Origin of the sequence: Chitinophaga barathri (genome assembly GCF_003807585.1) — a bacterium.
GTDB lineage: Bacteria > Bacteroidota > Bacteroidia > Chitinophagales > Chitinophagaceae > Chitinophaga > Chitinophaga barathri.
The window spans coordinates 256,488-269,230 of the sequence record NZ_RMBX01000003.1; the positions used below are offsets into that span (position 1 = coordinate 256,488).

A 12,743-nucleotide genomic window follows, 5' to 3' on the forward strand; every position below is an offset into this window, starting at 1 on the left:
GAAGCACCCGCCACCGAAGGACGTTTCGTTCGCCCCTTTCCTTTTTCCGTAAAGGAGTTGCACTATAACAAGAATTTTTTATCTTGTCAGAGTAACACTTATTACTCCACGTCTCAAAAACTGATGAAAACTTATGCACAGAAGGAACTTCCTCCAAAACACCTCCGCCTTCCTGGCCGGTTCCGCCCTGTTTCCCTCCGCGCTACGCGCCATGGCTCCCAGCGACCGGGTGAATGTAGCCGTGATCGGTGTGAATGGAATGGGTTTCAGTGACCTGAACGGGCTGCTGAACCACCCGGAAACCAATTGCGTTGCCCTCTGCGACGTAGACGAAAACGTACTGAACAAACGCGCCGCGGAGCTGGCCAAAAAGAACATCAAGGTGCAGCTGTATTCCGATTACCGGAAACTGCTGGAAAATAAAGATATAGACGCCGTGGTGATCGGTACGCCGGACCACTGGCATTGCCTCCAGATGACGGACGCCTGCTCCGCCGGGAAGGATGTATATGTTGAAAAACCCATCGGCAATTCCATCGCGGAATGCCGTGCCATGATGGAAGCGCAGCAGCGCCACAACCGCGTGGTACAGGTAGGCCAGTGGCAGCGCAGTATGCAGCACTTCAACGACGCGATCGCCTTCGTGCATTCCGGCAAACTAGGGAACGTGCGGCTGGTAAAAGTTTGGGCATATATGGGCTGGATGAAACCTGTTGAAAAACAAAACATCACCACCCCTCCCGCCGGCGTGAATTACGATGCCTGGCTCGGCCCCGCCACCAAACGCCCCTTTGACCCGAACCGCTTCCACTTCAATTTCCGCTGGTACTGGGATTATGCAGGCGGCCTGATGACAGACTGGGGCGTGCACCTGATCGACTACGCACTCTACGGCATGAAAGCTTCCAATCCTGTGTCTGTAGTAGCCTCCGGCGGCAAATTCGCCTATCCTGACGATGCAGCCGAAACACCAGATACCCTTACGGCCATTTACCAGTTCGAGGGTTTCAACATGCAGTGGGAACACGCTACCGGCATAGACGGCGGACCCTACGGGCGTACGCACGGCATTGCTTTCATCGGCAACAACGGCACGCTGGTGCTGGATCGCGGCGGATGGGAGGTGATTCCCGAAAAAGGCAAGATGGAAGCCATCCCCTACACCAAAGCATCGGACAACGGGCTGGTGAAACATACCAGGAACTTCCTGGACGTGATCAAAAGCAGGAACATGGCCGATCTCAAATGCGATATCAAAACAGGCGCGAACGTGGCCATCAACGCACAGATGGGCAACATCGCGTTCCGCACGGGAGAAAAAGTGTACTGGAATGCGGGAGAGGGTAAGTTCACCAGCAAAGACGCGAACAAATACATCACACCGGAGTATCACAATAACTATAAACTACCAAAATAAAACTGAAACATGCATCGCATCAAATCACTGCTGATCTGCACGGCACTGGCCGCGCCCACATTCCACGCATCCGCCCAGCAAGCCAAACCCGCAGACACTGAAGTATGGGAACCCGTACCCGCCGTGATCACACCCGGCACCGCGACGAACACCGCACCCTCAGACGCCATCGTACTGTTCGACGGCCAGAGCCTTTCCGGCTGGGTGTCTGACAAAGACGGCAGCGCCGCCCCCTGGGTGATCAAAGACGGCGCTATGACCGTTGCCCCCGGCAAAGGCGGCATCAAAACGAAAGAATCCTTCGAAGACTTCCAGCTGCACATCGAATGGAGATCGCCGGAAGTAGTGAAAGGCGAAAGCCAGGGCCGTGGCAACAGCGGCATCTTCCTGCAATCAAATTATGAATTGCAGGTGCTGGACAACTACAACAACAAAACGTACGTGAACGGCCAGGCCGGCAGCCTTTACAAACAGGCCATCCCGCTCGTGAACGCCTGCAAAAAGCCCGGAGAATGGCAGGCCTACGACGTGATCTGGACTGCGCCCCGTTTTAACGAAGACGGCAGCGTGAAATCTCCCGCGCACATCACCGTGCTGCACAACGGCGTGCTGGTACAGAACAATACCGAACTGAAAGGCAAAACCCTGTATATCGGAAAGCCGTTTTATGAAAAACATGGCGCATTGCCGCTGGCTTTACAGGATCATGGGGACCTGGTGAGTTATAGGAATATTTGGATCAGGAAACTGTAACAAATAACACAGGACTAAAATAAAAAAGGGAGCAATTTTGTATTGCTCCCTTTTTTATTATTCTGCCATTTTCTTTAATTCATCGACCGTTTCCTGGTCCGCGCAGGCATGTTTCAGCTCCTCCCACACTCTCACAGCATATGCTTCGGATGCAAGTCCTTTACTGACCAGCATGATATCCTGTAAGAGGTTGCCGATGACGAACCAGTCATGGGCGGTAATAGTATCTTTTTCAGTGCTGTTCGTCTGCCGCAGGGCATTCAGGTCGCCGGAGTAGTGTTTGAAGATTTTCAGTTTTTCCTGCGTAATCATTACTTGCAATTTAGATATCAACAGGCGCTTGATCCATCAGAAAAAACAGCAGCAGGTAAAAATTTATGTCTTCCTCTGCCTGGAAGAATACATTAAATGTATATGGAAGTTTCATCGAAAAAGTAGCTGTATTGACATAACCTTTAACCTCATCATTTGACAGAAAGGTATAGCAAGGGTTTTTTAAAAACGCTCGCTTTATTGATAATACTTTGTCTGCAATATGAAGACTGTATTTTCCTTTCTTACTACGGACCAGTTCGATATGTTCGGGTAAATCCTGGTTATCAATTCTTAAGGACAACCCAATAGTAACCCGGCGCCTCGTATTTAATATTTCTTTTCCCTTATAGAAGTAGGATGCCAACAGCCAGCCTCCCCAATTAAATTTTCGTTTGACCCTAATGTATTCCACGCCATTACGATATACAATCAGATCGTCCGAATACTGTTCTACCAAATATTCCACCACCATATGTCGTCAAAGTTTGATCCCGGATAAATTACAGCGGTTATTCTTTTTTTGGGCCGCTTATCACCTTACGTTACTGGTCCACTTATATTTCCCTAAATTGTGCGCTATGGCAACTTTTTTGGGTATCGTTTTGTTTATCACCTTCATCGTCCATATCCTTCTGAATCTTATCATCCAGAACAACGTGCTTAAAGACGAGATCGAATATGCGGAATCACTGCCAAGGGGCAGTATCTTCGCCTTGTTCACTGCTATCATCACCCTGTGGTGGAAACCCTCGGGGCACCCGGAGGAAGATAAAAAGACGCTGAAACTCATGAAAGTCAGCAACTATATACGTCTTGGAGCCATAGCGGTTATACTGCTGTATGTGTTTACAGGATAATCAATCTTTTTTATCTTTCAACTCCTTCACTTCTTTCTTCAACTCCTTCATCTCCTTATTCATCTCGATGATATACAACATCTGCTCTTCGATCTTTTGCAACAGCAGTTTGTTCATCTCCCCTACGTCTATCCCGTCTTTTATTATTTCTTTTTCAGAGGGAATACCGGGCAGGTGTTTGTTCGCCTGGATAAACGCTTCCGTTTCCGCGATCGTGGGCATTTTGTAACCTGCTTTGAACACATAATCCGCCCAGGTTTCCTGGGTGACTTTTACTTTACGCGCACCAACGGTTCCATTCACAGATAATTTATATGCAGCCTGGGGGTTCACGCCCATGCCGATGTTTCCGGAGCCGTTTACAGAGAAGGCATTTGCAGAAACGATAGTGCCGGCGGTGTTATATACAAGCAGATCCAGCCTGTCTGAACCGGGTGTAGTGGATGAAGTGTGATTGAACTGGTAAGCGTGGCCGGTAGCGGAGAAAATTGCACCGGTATTTACATCCCTGTTAAAGCTGAGGGCATTGGACTTCGCCGCCAGCCGCTCGGATCCCGTGGCGGGCCCTACGCGAAATGAATTGATGGTTTCAAAGTTGCCAACGCCATCCAGCCGGGCTACCTGTGTAGTGCCGCCGTACCATTTAAAACCGTATATGGTGCCTGAAACAGCTACACTATTCCAGATATTGCCATCTTCGATACCCGTAGCGTAATCTGCCTGCGTGGCTGTCACTGAGGGAAACCAGACTGCCTTGGTGCCAAGGCTTCTTGTGGTCATGGAAGGAGCTGCCATACCAACGTTTCTGTACAGCAGCATATTGGAAGTATTACCATAAATACTCACCACACCATTCGCAGGCGTCAATGTAACGCCTCCCACGTCGGCAGTAATGTAAATATCACTATTACCACTGGCGGCATCTCCGATATACCCGACCCGGGTAGTATTATCAAGCTCATAAAAGCTTATTCCGCCACCGTTCGTTATGCCCGATGCGGTTCCTTTAATTCTTAAATTACTCGCTACAGTGGAATTTCCACCCATGTTCACAATACCTGGCATAGTGATATCGCCGGTTGCGCGGGCAATCGAAAATGGTAAATCAATGCTGATCCCCGCATCGTTACGCCGGTTGATAACAAAGTCAAATCCACTATTACTACCAGCTTCAGTGTTATTTCCCCGGATAAGCCACCTCAGTGTCCCGGAATTGTTCAGGAGGTGAAAACCACCCAGCCCCGGCGCCGCATTGCTTTCCAGGCTCGTATTCGCTCTCAGGCGGCCGGTTACCCAGGCTTCGGCGGTCTGGGCAGATGTAAACTGGTTAAGAATCTGGGAAAACGCACTGCCGGAGATCATCAACATCGGCAGGGATAACAGAATGTGCCTTAATTTCATAGATAAGAGGGATATGTGTGTTATTTCGCCGTAAATGTATTGGCATTTTTTTAAAATTCCGTCCCTTTTTCTTCACCTTATCATCATTAATTTCCATCCTGCCCCGTTCATTCACATAAAAAACCGCGGCTACTGATCGCTGTGTATGCGGAACCGGTGTTTCCTTCACATCGGGCGGTACAATCTCCGCCGCCGCAGGCAGGAATATCTCCCTCAATGCCTCTTCCAGCTGCTCTTCCGCACACCCCGCCTTCAGCAGGCGCAGGCCTTCGCTCACCATTTTGCGGTAAAAGGTGACATCCTGCTCTCCTATCCGCAGGGAACGGTAAATTCTACCCGCCGCACCGGACGCGCAGGCCATCCGCCGGGAATACACCCTTAAACGCGCGAACTCCGGCGCTGTCTTCACCCGTTTGCGGCTGAGCGAACTTTTGCCACGGGCGTAATATTCTCCTTTCATTTTGTAAAATGTGATGTTACCGATCGTGCCGGTTATTTTAATCACGCTCATTTGTTTTGCCATAAAAAGATTGTTTTGGTGAATACATCTGTTTTTTATGGCAATTTAACCGGGCAGGCCGCTCCTTCCAAACCAACGTGCCGCTTTTGTATGTTTTCGCCGTTTTTGTTGTTTTAACGGTTTTTACCTGTTTTTGTCGTTTTCCGTCATTTAGGTATGTTTGGGTATATTCAGGAAGATATTGGTACATTCAGGCAGCTTACTGTAGCCGTACCGTAGTGTAAGTGCAGTGATACAGTAGTAATAAAGTAACCGCGCAGTAGTGATGAAGCAGGGTTAAAGCGTTCCTGAAGCTGGGTTAAAGCGTTCCCGGAGTAAGGTAAAAGCGTTGGAACAGTATCAGCGGAGCAGCGTCAAAGCAAAAAAGGACCACGAATGTGATCCTTTTTGGAGGTACCGAGCGGATTCGAACCGCTGTACGAGGTTTTGCAGACCTCTGCCTAGCCACTCGGCCACGGTACCCTTTGTAAAACCATCAAATTTTGATGGACTGCAAAAGTAGTAAATTTTAGATATTTGCCAAATCTGATTACAAGATATTCGATTACGGATTAAAAAAAAAGCAAGGTATGACCACTCCAATAGCCGAATCAGAACTGATACTCAATGCCCGCGGCGCCATTTACCACCTGGACCTCCGGCCGGAAGACCTGGCCCCCACCATCATCACCGTGGGCGATCCGGACCGCGTAAAAGCCGTCAGCAAACACTTCGACGAAATCGAAGGCCGCTTCCAGCACCGGGAATTTGTGACCCACACCGGCAGGATCGGCCAGAAACGGCTGTCTGTCGTGTCCACCGGCATTGGTACGGACAATATAGACATCGTGCTGAACGAACTGGACGCCCTGGCCAATATCGATTTTGAGACCCGCCTTGCCAAAGAAGAGCCCGTGAGCCTGCGCATCATCCGCCTGGGCACTGCCGGCTCGCTGCAGGAAAATATCCCGGTGGACAGCTTTGTAGTGTCTTCCCACGGGCTGGGGCTGGATAACCTTCTGCCTTTTTACACCTATCACAATACCCCCGAAGAACTGCTGCTGCTGGAAGCCTTCAGGGGCCAGATACGCATGCAGCCCAGCGCGGCACGGCCGTACCTCATCGAGGCCTCCGCGGAACTGGCGGGGATGTTCACAGACGGTTTTCATACCGGCATCACCGTCACCTGCCCCGGCTTTTACGCCCCGCAGGGCCGCCACCTGAGAGGCCACCTCTCCCACCCGGAACTGATCGACCAGCTCACCGGTTTCAGTTATGAAAACAGGCATATCACCAACTTCGAGATGGAAACAGCCGGTATTTACGGGCTGGGCCGCGTGCTGGGGCACGAATGCCTTTCCATCAGCGCCATCGTGGCAAACCGGATCAGGAAAGAATTCAGCAAAGACGGCAATGCCGCCGTGGAAAGCCTGATCAGCAAAGCGCTGGGCATCATCGCCGCATAATCATCAAAACAATTTTTACCTTTGCGTACACATGGACATTCATTTTTATAAATACCAGGGAACAGGAAACGACTTTGTGATTGTAGACAACCGGGACGGCGCCTACAGCGGCATCACCACGGAACAGGTGGCGCATCTCTGCGACAGGCGCTTCGGCATCGGCGCGGATGGCTTTATGATGCTGGAAAACCGCGAAGGGTACGATTTCGCCATGAAATATTATAATTCCGACGGCCGTGAAGGCAGCATGTGCGGCAACGGGGGCAGGTGCCTCACCGCATTTGCCCGCCAGATGGGTATAGATGGCGCAGAATTGAAGTTCATCGCCGTAGATGGTGACCACGAAGCCAGCTTCCGGGAAAACGGCTGGGTGAACCTGAAAATGCAGGATGTGGACTGGGTGGAAAAAGGCAATATGTATTTTTATCTCAATACCGGCTCACCCCATTTCGTAAAGTTCGTGACGGACGTACAGGAAGTGGACGTATACCAGCAGGGCCGGGAAATACGTTATAATGAGCGGTTCGCCGCGGAAGGCACGAATGTGAATTTTGTGCAGGAGCTGGACAACGGCATTTTTGTACGCACCTACGAACGCGGTGTGGAAGACGAGACCTACTCCTGCGGCACAGGCGTGACCGCTTCCGCCCTTACCGCGTCCCCTGCCGAGCCTGGCGATTACGCCATCCCCGTGGAAACACTGGGCGGCCACCTGGAGATCCGCTTTTCCCGCACAGGCGAGCGCAACTTCTCCAACATATGGCTCTGTGGCCCCGCAACGCTGGTGTTTGAAGGAAATATTAATATTTAGCCCCCCGGCTATTGGTAAATTAATTCCCCTACCTTTGCGCCCGGATGATCCAGTACTTCAAAAATATAGATGCACGCACTGTTGCTATTGAAGAGCCGGAAAACGGCTCATGGGTGAATGTTGCCCCGCCACTCAAACAGGCGGAATTCGAACAGTTATCCGAAGCATTGGATATCCCCCTGGACTTTTTGACGGACTCCCTGGACATCGATGAAAAAAGCCGCTTCGAACTGGAGGATAACGTGAAACTGATCGTTATCAAAACCCCCACGGAAAACAACTCCATCAACGAAAGCGACGCTTATTACATCACCATCCCCATCGTGATCATCCTCACCCACAACCAGATCGTAACCGTCAATTCATTCGACAACGCCGCGATCAAAAAATTCCTCAACACCTTCCACAACCGCCATCCCGAAAAAAGGAACATGATGGTGCTGAAGATATTTGAGAAAGTGGTCATGAACTTCCTGGACTACCTGAAGGAGATCAACCAGCGCCGCAACCTGCTGGAGCAAAAACTCTATGATGCCAACCGGAACGAAGAGCTGCTTTACCTGATGCGGATACAGAAAAGTTTAGTGTATTTCGTAACGGCCCTGCGCAGTAACGAACTGCTGCTCATGAAGCTGGAACGTACTAATTTTATGGGCCTGAACGACGATGAGAAGGAATTCCTGCATGACCTTATCGTAGATACCAGCCAGGCGCTTGAAATGGCGAATATTTATACAAACATCCTCAGCAGCACCATGGATGCTTTTGCCAGCATCATTTCCAACAACCTGAACTTCGTGATGAAACGCCTCACCTCCATCACGATCGTGCTCACGCTGCCGGTACTGGTAGCCAGCATTTACGGGATGAACGTAGAGATACCCTACGCGCATTCCACCTACGCTTTCTATATACCTGTCACCATCGCCATCGTTACCGCGGTGATCATGAGCTGGTATTTTATGAAGAAAAAGTGGTTCTAAAACTTCGCCTTTACAATATCTGACACTCTTTTATCGGTCGGGAGCGTAACCGCTTCTGAAGAAAATGCGTCCCATTCCACCCAGCGCACGCCTTCCACCTGCGTGGCCCCTTCGGGCACTTCAAACGCAAAAGGTTTTTCCAGGATGGGCGCTACAAAGGGAGACACCGCCCTGACGAGGTAATATATCGCGATGATCTGCTGTACGTTGTTAAATGCATTCATCTGGAAGAAGTCCGTCGTATAAAGATGCTCCACCACTTCCACTTCCTGGTTCACTTCTTCTTTCCATTCGCGCACGATACATTCCAGCGTGCCTTCGCCAAATTCGAGGCCGCCGCCGGGGAACTTCGTGTAATAACCGCCACGGATATACTCGTCGCTCACCAGCACCTGCTTATTTTCATTGATCATGATACCGTATACACGGACTGTAAATTGAGACATTAGAAAGAATATTTTTAGTGATTCAGGAAAGCCCGTCATTGCGAGGAGCAGGAAAGCCAAGTGGGAGGAGCGACGAAGCAATCTCCTTCATTGAGGTGACGTACTCCAATATATGGAGATTGCTTCGTCGCGGCTCCTGCACAAATCCCACGCTGCTCCTCGCAATGACGGCCTACCGGTTCATGGCCGTTCTTTTCATTTCTCCGGCCGTCTCATGGCCCAGGTACCGTTCTATGATACCATGCACCCAATAGATTACCGGCGTGAGCACAATGGCCACTGTGAATTTATAAATGTAATTAACGATACAAACCGCCAGCACCTGGCTCATGGGCCATACCGGGTTATTGTCAGGGTTATACAGCAGCGGCCCGAGATAAAACGCCACGAACAGCACCACAAAACTATCTATCAGCTGTGAAATGAGCGTGGAACCGGTAGCGCGCAGCCATATCTTTTTTTCCCCTGTTACTTTTTTGATCCTGTGAAAGGCGAACACATCCACCAGCTGCCCGAGCAGGAACGCGATCAGCGAACCGACGATGATCAGTGAGCCCTGGCCCAGTATCTGCTGATAGGCTTTGTCCATATCCGGTACACCGGAATTGACCTTCATGGTCACAAAAAATGCGGCGGGTGAAAGGTGTATGGCCCAGAAGAAGATCACAAAAGCGAACAGGATCAGCCCGGCGGCCAGGTATGAGAGGAAACGCACGCCTTTTACGCCGTAATATTCGTTGATGATGTCCGTCATGAGGAACACCACGGGCCACAGCAGTACACCGGCCGTCATGTTGAAGTTATAAGTCTCCCCGAGTATCTTCATATTCACCGGGTTGAAGCCTAACGTGGCTTCCAGGGAAAATATCTTCACCCCGATGATCTCCGCGATGAGCGCGTTCGCTACAAAAATGCCGCTTAATATGATGAAGAGCCGGGTAGGTTTATCCCTGAGTATATTGGTGATCATAAGAACAGTTCCAATTGAAGGAGCAAGATAATAACATTCAAAATAAATATGACAGGATGGATGTCCGCAAACCGGGCTTTCTTTCTTAACAGCATGATAACGGCCAGCAGGCAGGTGACGATATTGAGGGGCGCAGCCACCAGGCCGCCCAGCACCATGACAGTTTTTGTGATATGCTCCCAGGTGTCTGTATTGTCCAGCATACGGATGATAAAGCCGATGAGATAACAGATATTACAGATAAAGCTCACTTTTATCAGGAAACGGAGCCAGCTCATATTGAAATTTCCGATAAAATACAGTTATTTTGGATTCTTTAAAAACTAAACAGGAAAAACCCGATGAAGCAAAACTGGCAAAAAGCCGTCCTAAAGCATGTGTATGCCGTCCTCATCTTCCTGGGGCTGTCCTTCTTATTTTGCAGCCCCGTACTGGAAGGATTGGAGATCAGGCAGACCGATACCGTTTCATGGCAGGCCATGAGCCAGGAAGCGCGCGCGTATCATGACAGTACCGGCATCGCACCGATATGGACCAATGCCATGTTTGGCGGTATGCCCACGTACCAGATCTATATGTCGCAGGACAACTACACGTATCACCTTCACCAGATACTGACGCTGGGCCTTCCCAAACCGGTGAATTTCTTTTTCCTGGCCATGATCGGGTTTTATATCCTGCTGTCTGTCATGGGGTTCCGGCAATGGGTCAATATTCTCGGCGCGATCGCATTCGGTTTTGCTTCGTATAATCCCATGATCATATCGGCCGGGCACGATACTAAAATGTTCACCATCGCCTATATGGCGCCGCTGCTGGCGGGCATATTGCTCACTTACCGCGGCAAATACCTCATCGGCGGCATCATCACCTGTATCACGCTCTGCCTGATGGTCACCAACGGCCATTACCAGATCGTGTTTTATATGCTGCTCCTTTGCCTGTGCATCGGCGTGGGGTATCTTGTACAGGCCATCAAAACAAAACAACTGCCGCAATACATCAAAGCCACGCTGGTGCTGCTGGGCTTCGGCTTGCTGTCCGTACTGCCGTCCACCGTCAGCTTATGGACCACCTCCGAATTCAGCAAATACACCATGCGCGGCGGCCATTCCGAGCTTACGGCCGAAGCCGGGCAGGAAGGCGATAAAACAAAAGGCGGCCTCGATAAAAGTTATGCTTTCAACTGGAGCGAAGGAAGGATGGAAACGCTTACCACCCTCGTTCCGAACCTGTATGGCGGCAGCAGCTACGCTCCCCTTTCCGGTAGCAGCGCCACCGCTAAACAGTTCACCTCCATGGGCGTACCGCCCGCGCAGCAGGACCAGTTCCTTCCGCAGATGCCGCTGTACTGGGGCCCTCAGCCTATGACGGACGGGCCTGTTTATTGGGGCGCGGCCATCATCTTCTTTTTTGTACTGGCGTTTTTTATCGTAAAAGACTTCAACAAATGGTGGATACTGGCGGGATGCCTCCTGGGCCTTTTCCTGGCCTGGGGCAGCAACTTCGCGTTCTTTAACTACTTCCTGTTCGACCATCTGCCGCTGTTCAGCAAGTTCCGCGCGCCCGCACAGGCGCTGGTGCTTTGCCAGCTGCTAGTGCCGTTCCTCGCCTGCTGGGCGCTGAACGATATCGTGAGCAAAGAATGGGACAAAACGGCGCTGCTGAAAGAAGTGAAAAAAGCGCTGTATATCACCGGCGGCCTCGTACTGCTGCTGCTGATCGCCTCCTTCGGTATGCTCAGCTTCATGGCGGACGAAGATGCGGGTGTACGTTTTTACCAAAACCTCACCGGCGGCAACCAGCAGATGGTAGACCAGCTGATGAGCGCACTGCGGGACGACAGGGCTTCGCTGATGCGTATAGACGCCATCCGCTCCCTCGCGTTTATCCTCATAGCCGCCGGCCTTGTATGGGCTTATGCGCAAAAGAAACTCCAGGCCGGGTATATGCTCGCCATCCTCACGCTCAGCGTGGCGATAGACCAGATGCTGGTAGCGCACCGCATCCTCAATTCCAAAAACTACGTAACTCCGCAGGATTACAGCGCCGCATTTGCGCCTTCCCCGATAGACCAGGCCATCAAACAGGACAAAGACCCGTATTACCGTGTATTCAATACCGTGAGTTTTATGGACGCCATCAGTTCCTACCATCACAGGAGCGTGGGCGGTTACAGCCCGGTGAAACTCGCCCTGTACGATGACCTCATCAAATACCAGATCAGCAAAAACAACCCGAATGTGCTGAACATGCTGAACGCCAAATACGTGATCGTACAGCAGCAGGGACAACAAGGCCAGCAGGGACAGCTTCAATACTTCCAGAACCCGGACGCACTGGGCAATGCCTGGTTTGTGGACAGCCTGGTATGGGCTAAAAACGCGGATGTGGAAATGAAAACGCTGGACAGCCTGCCTACAGGCCGCGCCGCGGTGATAGACGAAAGGTTCAAAACCGCGCTGAACGGATTTACGCCCGGTAAAGACTCCGCCAGCAAAATACAACTCACCAGGTACGGCCTGAACGAACTGCAATACCGCAGCAACAACAGTAAGCCGGGCTTTGCCGTGTTCTCCGAAATATATTATCCCGCGGGCTGGAACCTGTACGTGGATGGTAAAAAAGAAGATATCGTAAGAGTGGATTACCTGCTGCGCGGCGCCAAAATACCCGCGGGCGATCACCAGGTGGTGATGAAATTTGAGCCGCGGAGTTATTATCTCGGCAATACCATCACCCGCTGGAGCTCCATCGTTATGCTGATCCTGCTGGCGCTCGCCGTTGCTTTTGAAGTAAGGCGCGGGATGAAAACACAACAATAG

14 protein-coding genes and 1 tRNA gene are annotated in these 12,743 nt (G+C 50.9%); 7 read left to right on the forward strand and 8 right to left on the reverse strand.

All coding sequences use genetic code 11. The features are described from left to right. Window positions 1-133: 133 nt before the first annotated feature. Together EG028_RS06860 and EG028_RS06865 are read left to right on the forward strand one after the other, a co-directional pair. Window positions 134-1,417, forward strand: a complete 1,284-nt coding sequence (locus EG028_RS06860) for a Gfo/Idh/MocA family protein (RefSeq protein WP_120514835.1) — start codon at window positions 134-136, stop codon at window positions 1,415-1,417. A gap of 9 nt (window positions 1,418-1,426) precedes the next feature. Then, a complete protein-coding gene (locus EG028_RS06865; RefSeq protein WP_120514836.1) occupies window positions 1,427-2,170 on the forward strand; it encodes a 3-keto-disaccharide hydrolase in 744 nt (247 codons plus the stop codon). A 57-nt stretch (window positions 2,171-2,227) separates the two neighbouring features. Here EG028_RS06865 and EG028_RS06870 read toward each other — a convergent pair whose 3' ends face one another. Together EG028_RS06870 and EG028_RS06875 are read right to left on the reverse strand one after the other, a co-directional pair. Continuing rightward, on the reverse strand, window positions 2,228-2,482 hold the full coding sequence (locus EG028_RS06870) for a hypothetical protein (protein ID WP_120514837.1): 255 nt from the start codon (window positions 2,480-2,482) through the stop codon (window positions 2,228-2,230). Between the two features lie 10 nt (window positions 2,483-2,492). After that, the gene (locus EG028_RS06875; protein WP_120514838.1) at window positions 2,493-2,957 is read right to left on the reverse strand and encodes a hypothetical protein; all 465 of its coding nucleotides are present in this window, start codon (window positions 2,955-2,957) and stop codon (window positions 2,493-2,495) included. A 106-nt stretch (window positions 2,958-3,063) separates the two neighbouring features. Here EG028_RS06875 and EG028_RS06880 point away from each other — a divergent pair, with 106 nt between their 5' ends. Continuing rightward, window positions 3,064-3,342, forward strand: coding sequence for a hypothetical protein (locus tag EG028_RS06880; protein ID WP_120514839.1), 279 nt, complete (start codon window positions 3,064-3,066; stop codon window positions 3,340-3,342). On the opposite strand, the gene EG028_RS06885 is transcribed toward EG028_RS06880, so the two are convergent. The 3 genes from EG028_RS06885 to EG028_RS06895 form a co-directional block, all read right to left on the reverse strand. Continuing rightward, window positions 3,343-4,743, reverse strand: coding sequence for an autotransporter outer membrane beta-barrel domain-containing protein (locus EG028_RS06885; protein ID WP_162946239.1), 1,401 nt, complete (start codon window positions 4,741-4,743; stop codon window positions 3,343-3,345). It lies immediately after the preceding gene. Next, window positions 4,670-5,266, reverse strand: coding sequence for a hypothetical protein (locus EG028_RS06890; RefSeq protein ID WP_123864590.1), 597 nt, complete (start codon window positions 5,264-5,266; stop codon window positions 4,670-4,672). The genes EG028_RS06885 and EG028_RS06890 overlap by 74 nt, the downstream gene beginning before the upstream one ends. A gap of 385 nt (window positions 5,267-5,651) precedes the next feature. Next, a tRNA-Cys gene (locus tag EG028_RS06895) sits at window positions 5,652-5,725 on the reverse strand. A gap of 107 nt (window positions 5,726-5,832) precedes the next feature. Between EG028_RS06895 and EG028_RS06900 the strand changes: the two genes are divergently transcribed. From EG028_RS06900 to EG028_RS06910, 3 genes are read left to right on the forward strand one after another with little or no spacing between them, the layout of a single operon-like run. Next, a complete protein-coding gene (locus tag EG028_RS06900; protein WP_120514842.1) occupies window positions 5,833-6,708 on the forward strand; it encodes a nucleoside phosphorylase in 876 nt (291 codons plus the stop codon). A gap of 31 nt (window positions 6,709-6,739) precedes the next feature. Then, window positions 6,740-7,519 carry a diaminopimelate epimerase gene (dapF, locus tag EG028_RS06905; protein ID WP_120514843.1) on the forward strand — a complete coding sequence of 260 codons (780 nt, stop codon included), beginning with the start codon at window positions 6,740-6,742 and terminating at the stop codon, window positions 7,517-7,519. A 44-nt stretch (window positions 7,520-7,563) separates the two neighbouring features. Then, entirely contained in the window at window positions 7,564-8,502 is a 939-nt protein-coding gene (locus EG028_RS06910; protein ID WP_120514844.1) for a magnesium transporter CorA family protein, read from the forward strand. Here the strand turns inward: EG028_RS06910 and EG028_RS06915 are convergent. From EG028_RS06915 to EG028_RS06925, 3 genes are all read right to left on the reverse strand, one after another. Then, window positions 8,499-8,948 carry an NUDIX domain-containing protein gene (locus EG028_RS06915; protein WP_120514845.1) on the reverse strand — a complete coding sequence of 150 codons (450 nt, stop codon included), beginning with the start codon at window positions 8,946-8,948 and terminating at the stop codon, window positions 8,499-8,501. The genes EG028_RS06910 and EG028_RS06915 overlap by 4 nt on opposite strands. A 172-nt stretch (window positions 8,949-9,120) precedes the next feature. After that, window positions 9,121-9,918, reverse strand: a complete 798-nt coding sequence (locus EG028_RS06920) for a queuosine precursor transporter (protein ID WP_120514846.1) — start codon at window positions 9,916-9,918, stop codon at window positions 9,121-9,123. Further along, complete coding sequence (locus tag EG028_RS06925; protein ID WP_120514847.1) at window positions 9,915-10,196, reverse strand: hypothetical protein; 282 nt, start codon at window positions 10,194-10,196, stop codon at window positions 9,915-9,917. Before EG028_RS06925 ends, EG028_RS06920 begins: the two co-directional genes overlap by 4 nt. Before the next feature lie 63 nt (window positions 10,197-10,259). Here EG028_RS06925 and EG028_RS06930 point away from each other — a divergent pair, with 63 nt between their 5' ends. Beyond that, entirely contained in the window at window positions 10,260-12,743 is a 2,484-nt protein-coding gene (locus EG028_RS06930; RefSeq protein WP_120514848.1) for a YfhO family protein, read from the forward strand.

Excerpts from the sequence above, each read along its gene's own strand:
- EG028_RS06860 (WP_120514835.1), top strand. The coding sequence starts at position 134 with ATGCACAGAAGGAACTTCCTCCAAAACACCTCCGCCTTCCTGGCCGGT.
- EG028_RS06865 (WP_120514836.1), top strand. The coding sequence starts at position 1,427 with ATGCATCGCATCAAATCACTGCTGATCTGCACGGCACTGGCCGCGCCC.
- EG028_RS06870 (WP_120514837.1), bottom strand. The coding sequence starts at position 2,482 with ATGATTACGCAGGAAAAACTGAAAATCTTCAAACACTACTCCGGCGAC.
- EG028_RS06875 (WP_120514838.1), bottom strand. The coding sequence starts at position 2,957 with ATGGTGGTGGAATATTTGGTAGAACAGTATTCGGACGATCTGATTGTA.
- EG028_RS06880 (WP_120514839.1), top strand. The coding sequence starts at position 3,064 with ATGGCAACTTTTTTGGGTATCGTTTTGTTTATCACCTTCATCGTCCAT.
- EG028_RS06885 (WP_162946239.1), bottom strand. The coding sequence starts at position 4,743 with ATGAAATTAAGGCACATTCTGTTATCCCTGCCGATGTTGATGATCTCC.
- EG028_RS06890 (WP_123864590.1), bottom strand. The coding sequence starts at position 5,266 with ATGGCAAAACAAATGAGCGTGATTAAAATAACCGGCACGATCGGTAAC.
- EG028_RS06900 (WP_120514842.1), top strand. The coding sequence starts at position 5,833 with ATGACCACTCCAATAGCCGAATCAGAACTGATACTCAATGCCCGCGGC.
- dapF (WP_120514843.1), top strand. The coding sequence starts at position 6,740 with ATGGACATTCATTTTTATAAATACCAGGGAACAGGAAACGACTTTGTG.
- EG028_RS06910 (WP_120514844.1), top strand. The coding sequence starts at position 7,564 with ATGATCCAGTACTTCAAAAATATAGATGCACGCACTGTTGCTATTGAA.
- EG028_RS06915 (WP_120514845.1), bottom strand. The coding sequence starts at position 8,948 with ATGTCTCAATTTACAGTCCGTGTATACGGTATCATGATCAATGAAAAT.
- EG028_RS06920 (WP_120514846.1), bottom strand. The coding sequence starts at position 9,918 with ATGATCACCAATATACTCAGGGATAAACCTACCCGGCTCTTCATCATA.
- EG028_RS06925 (WP_120514847.1), bottom strand. The coding sequence starts at position 10,196 with ATGAGCTGGCTCCGTTTCCTGATAAAAGTGAGCTTTATCTGTAATATC.
- EG028_RS06930 (WP_120514848.1), top strand. The coding sequence starts at position 10,260 with ATGAAGCAAAACTGGCAAAAAGCCGTCCTAAAGCATGTGTATGCCGTC.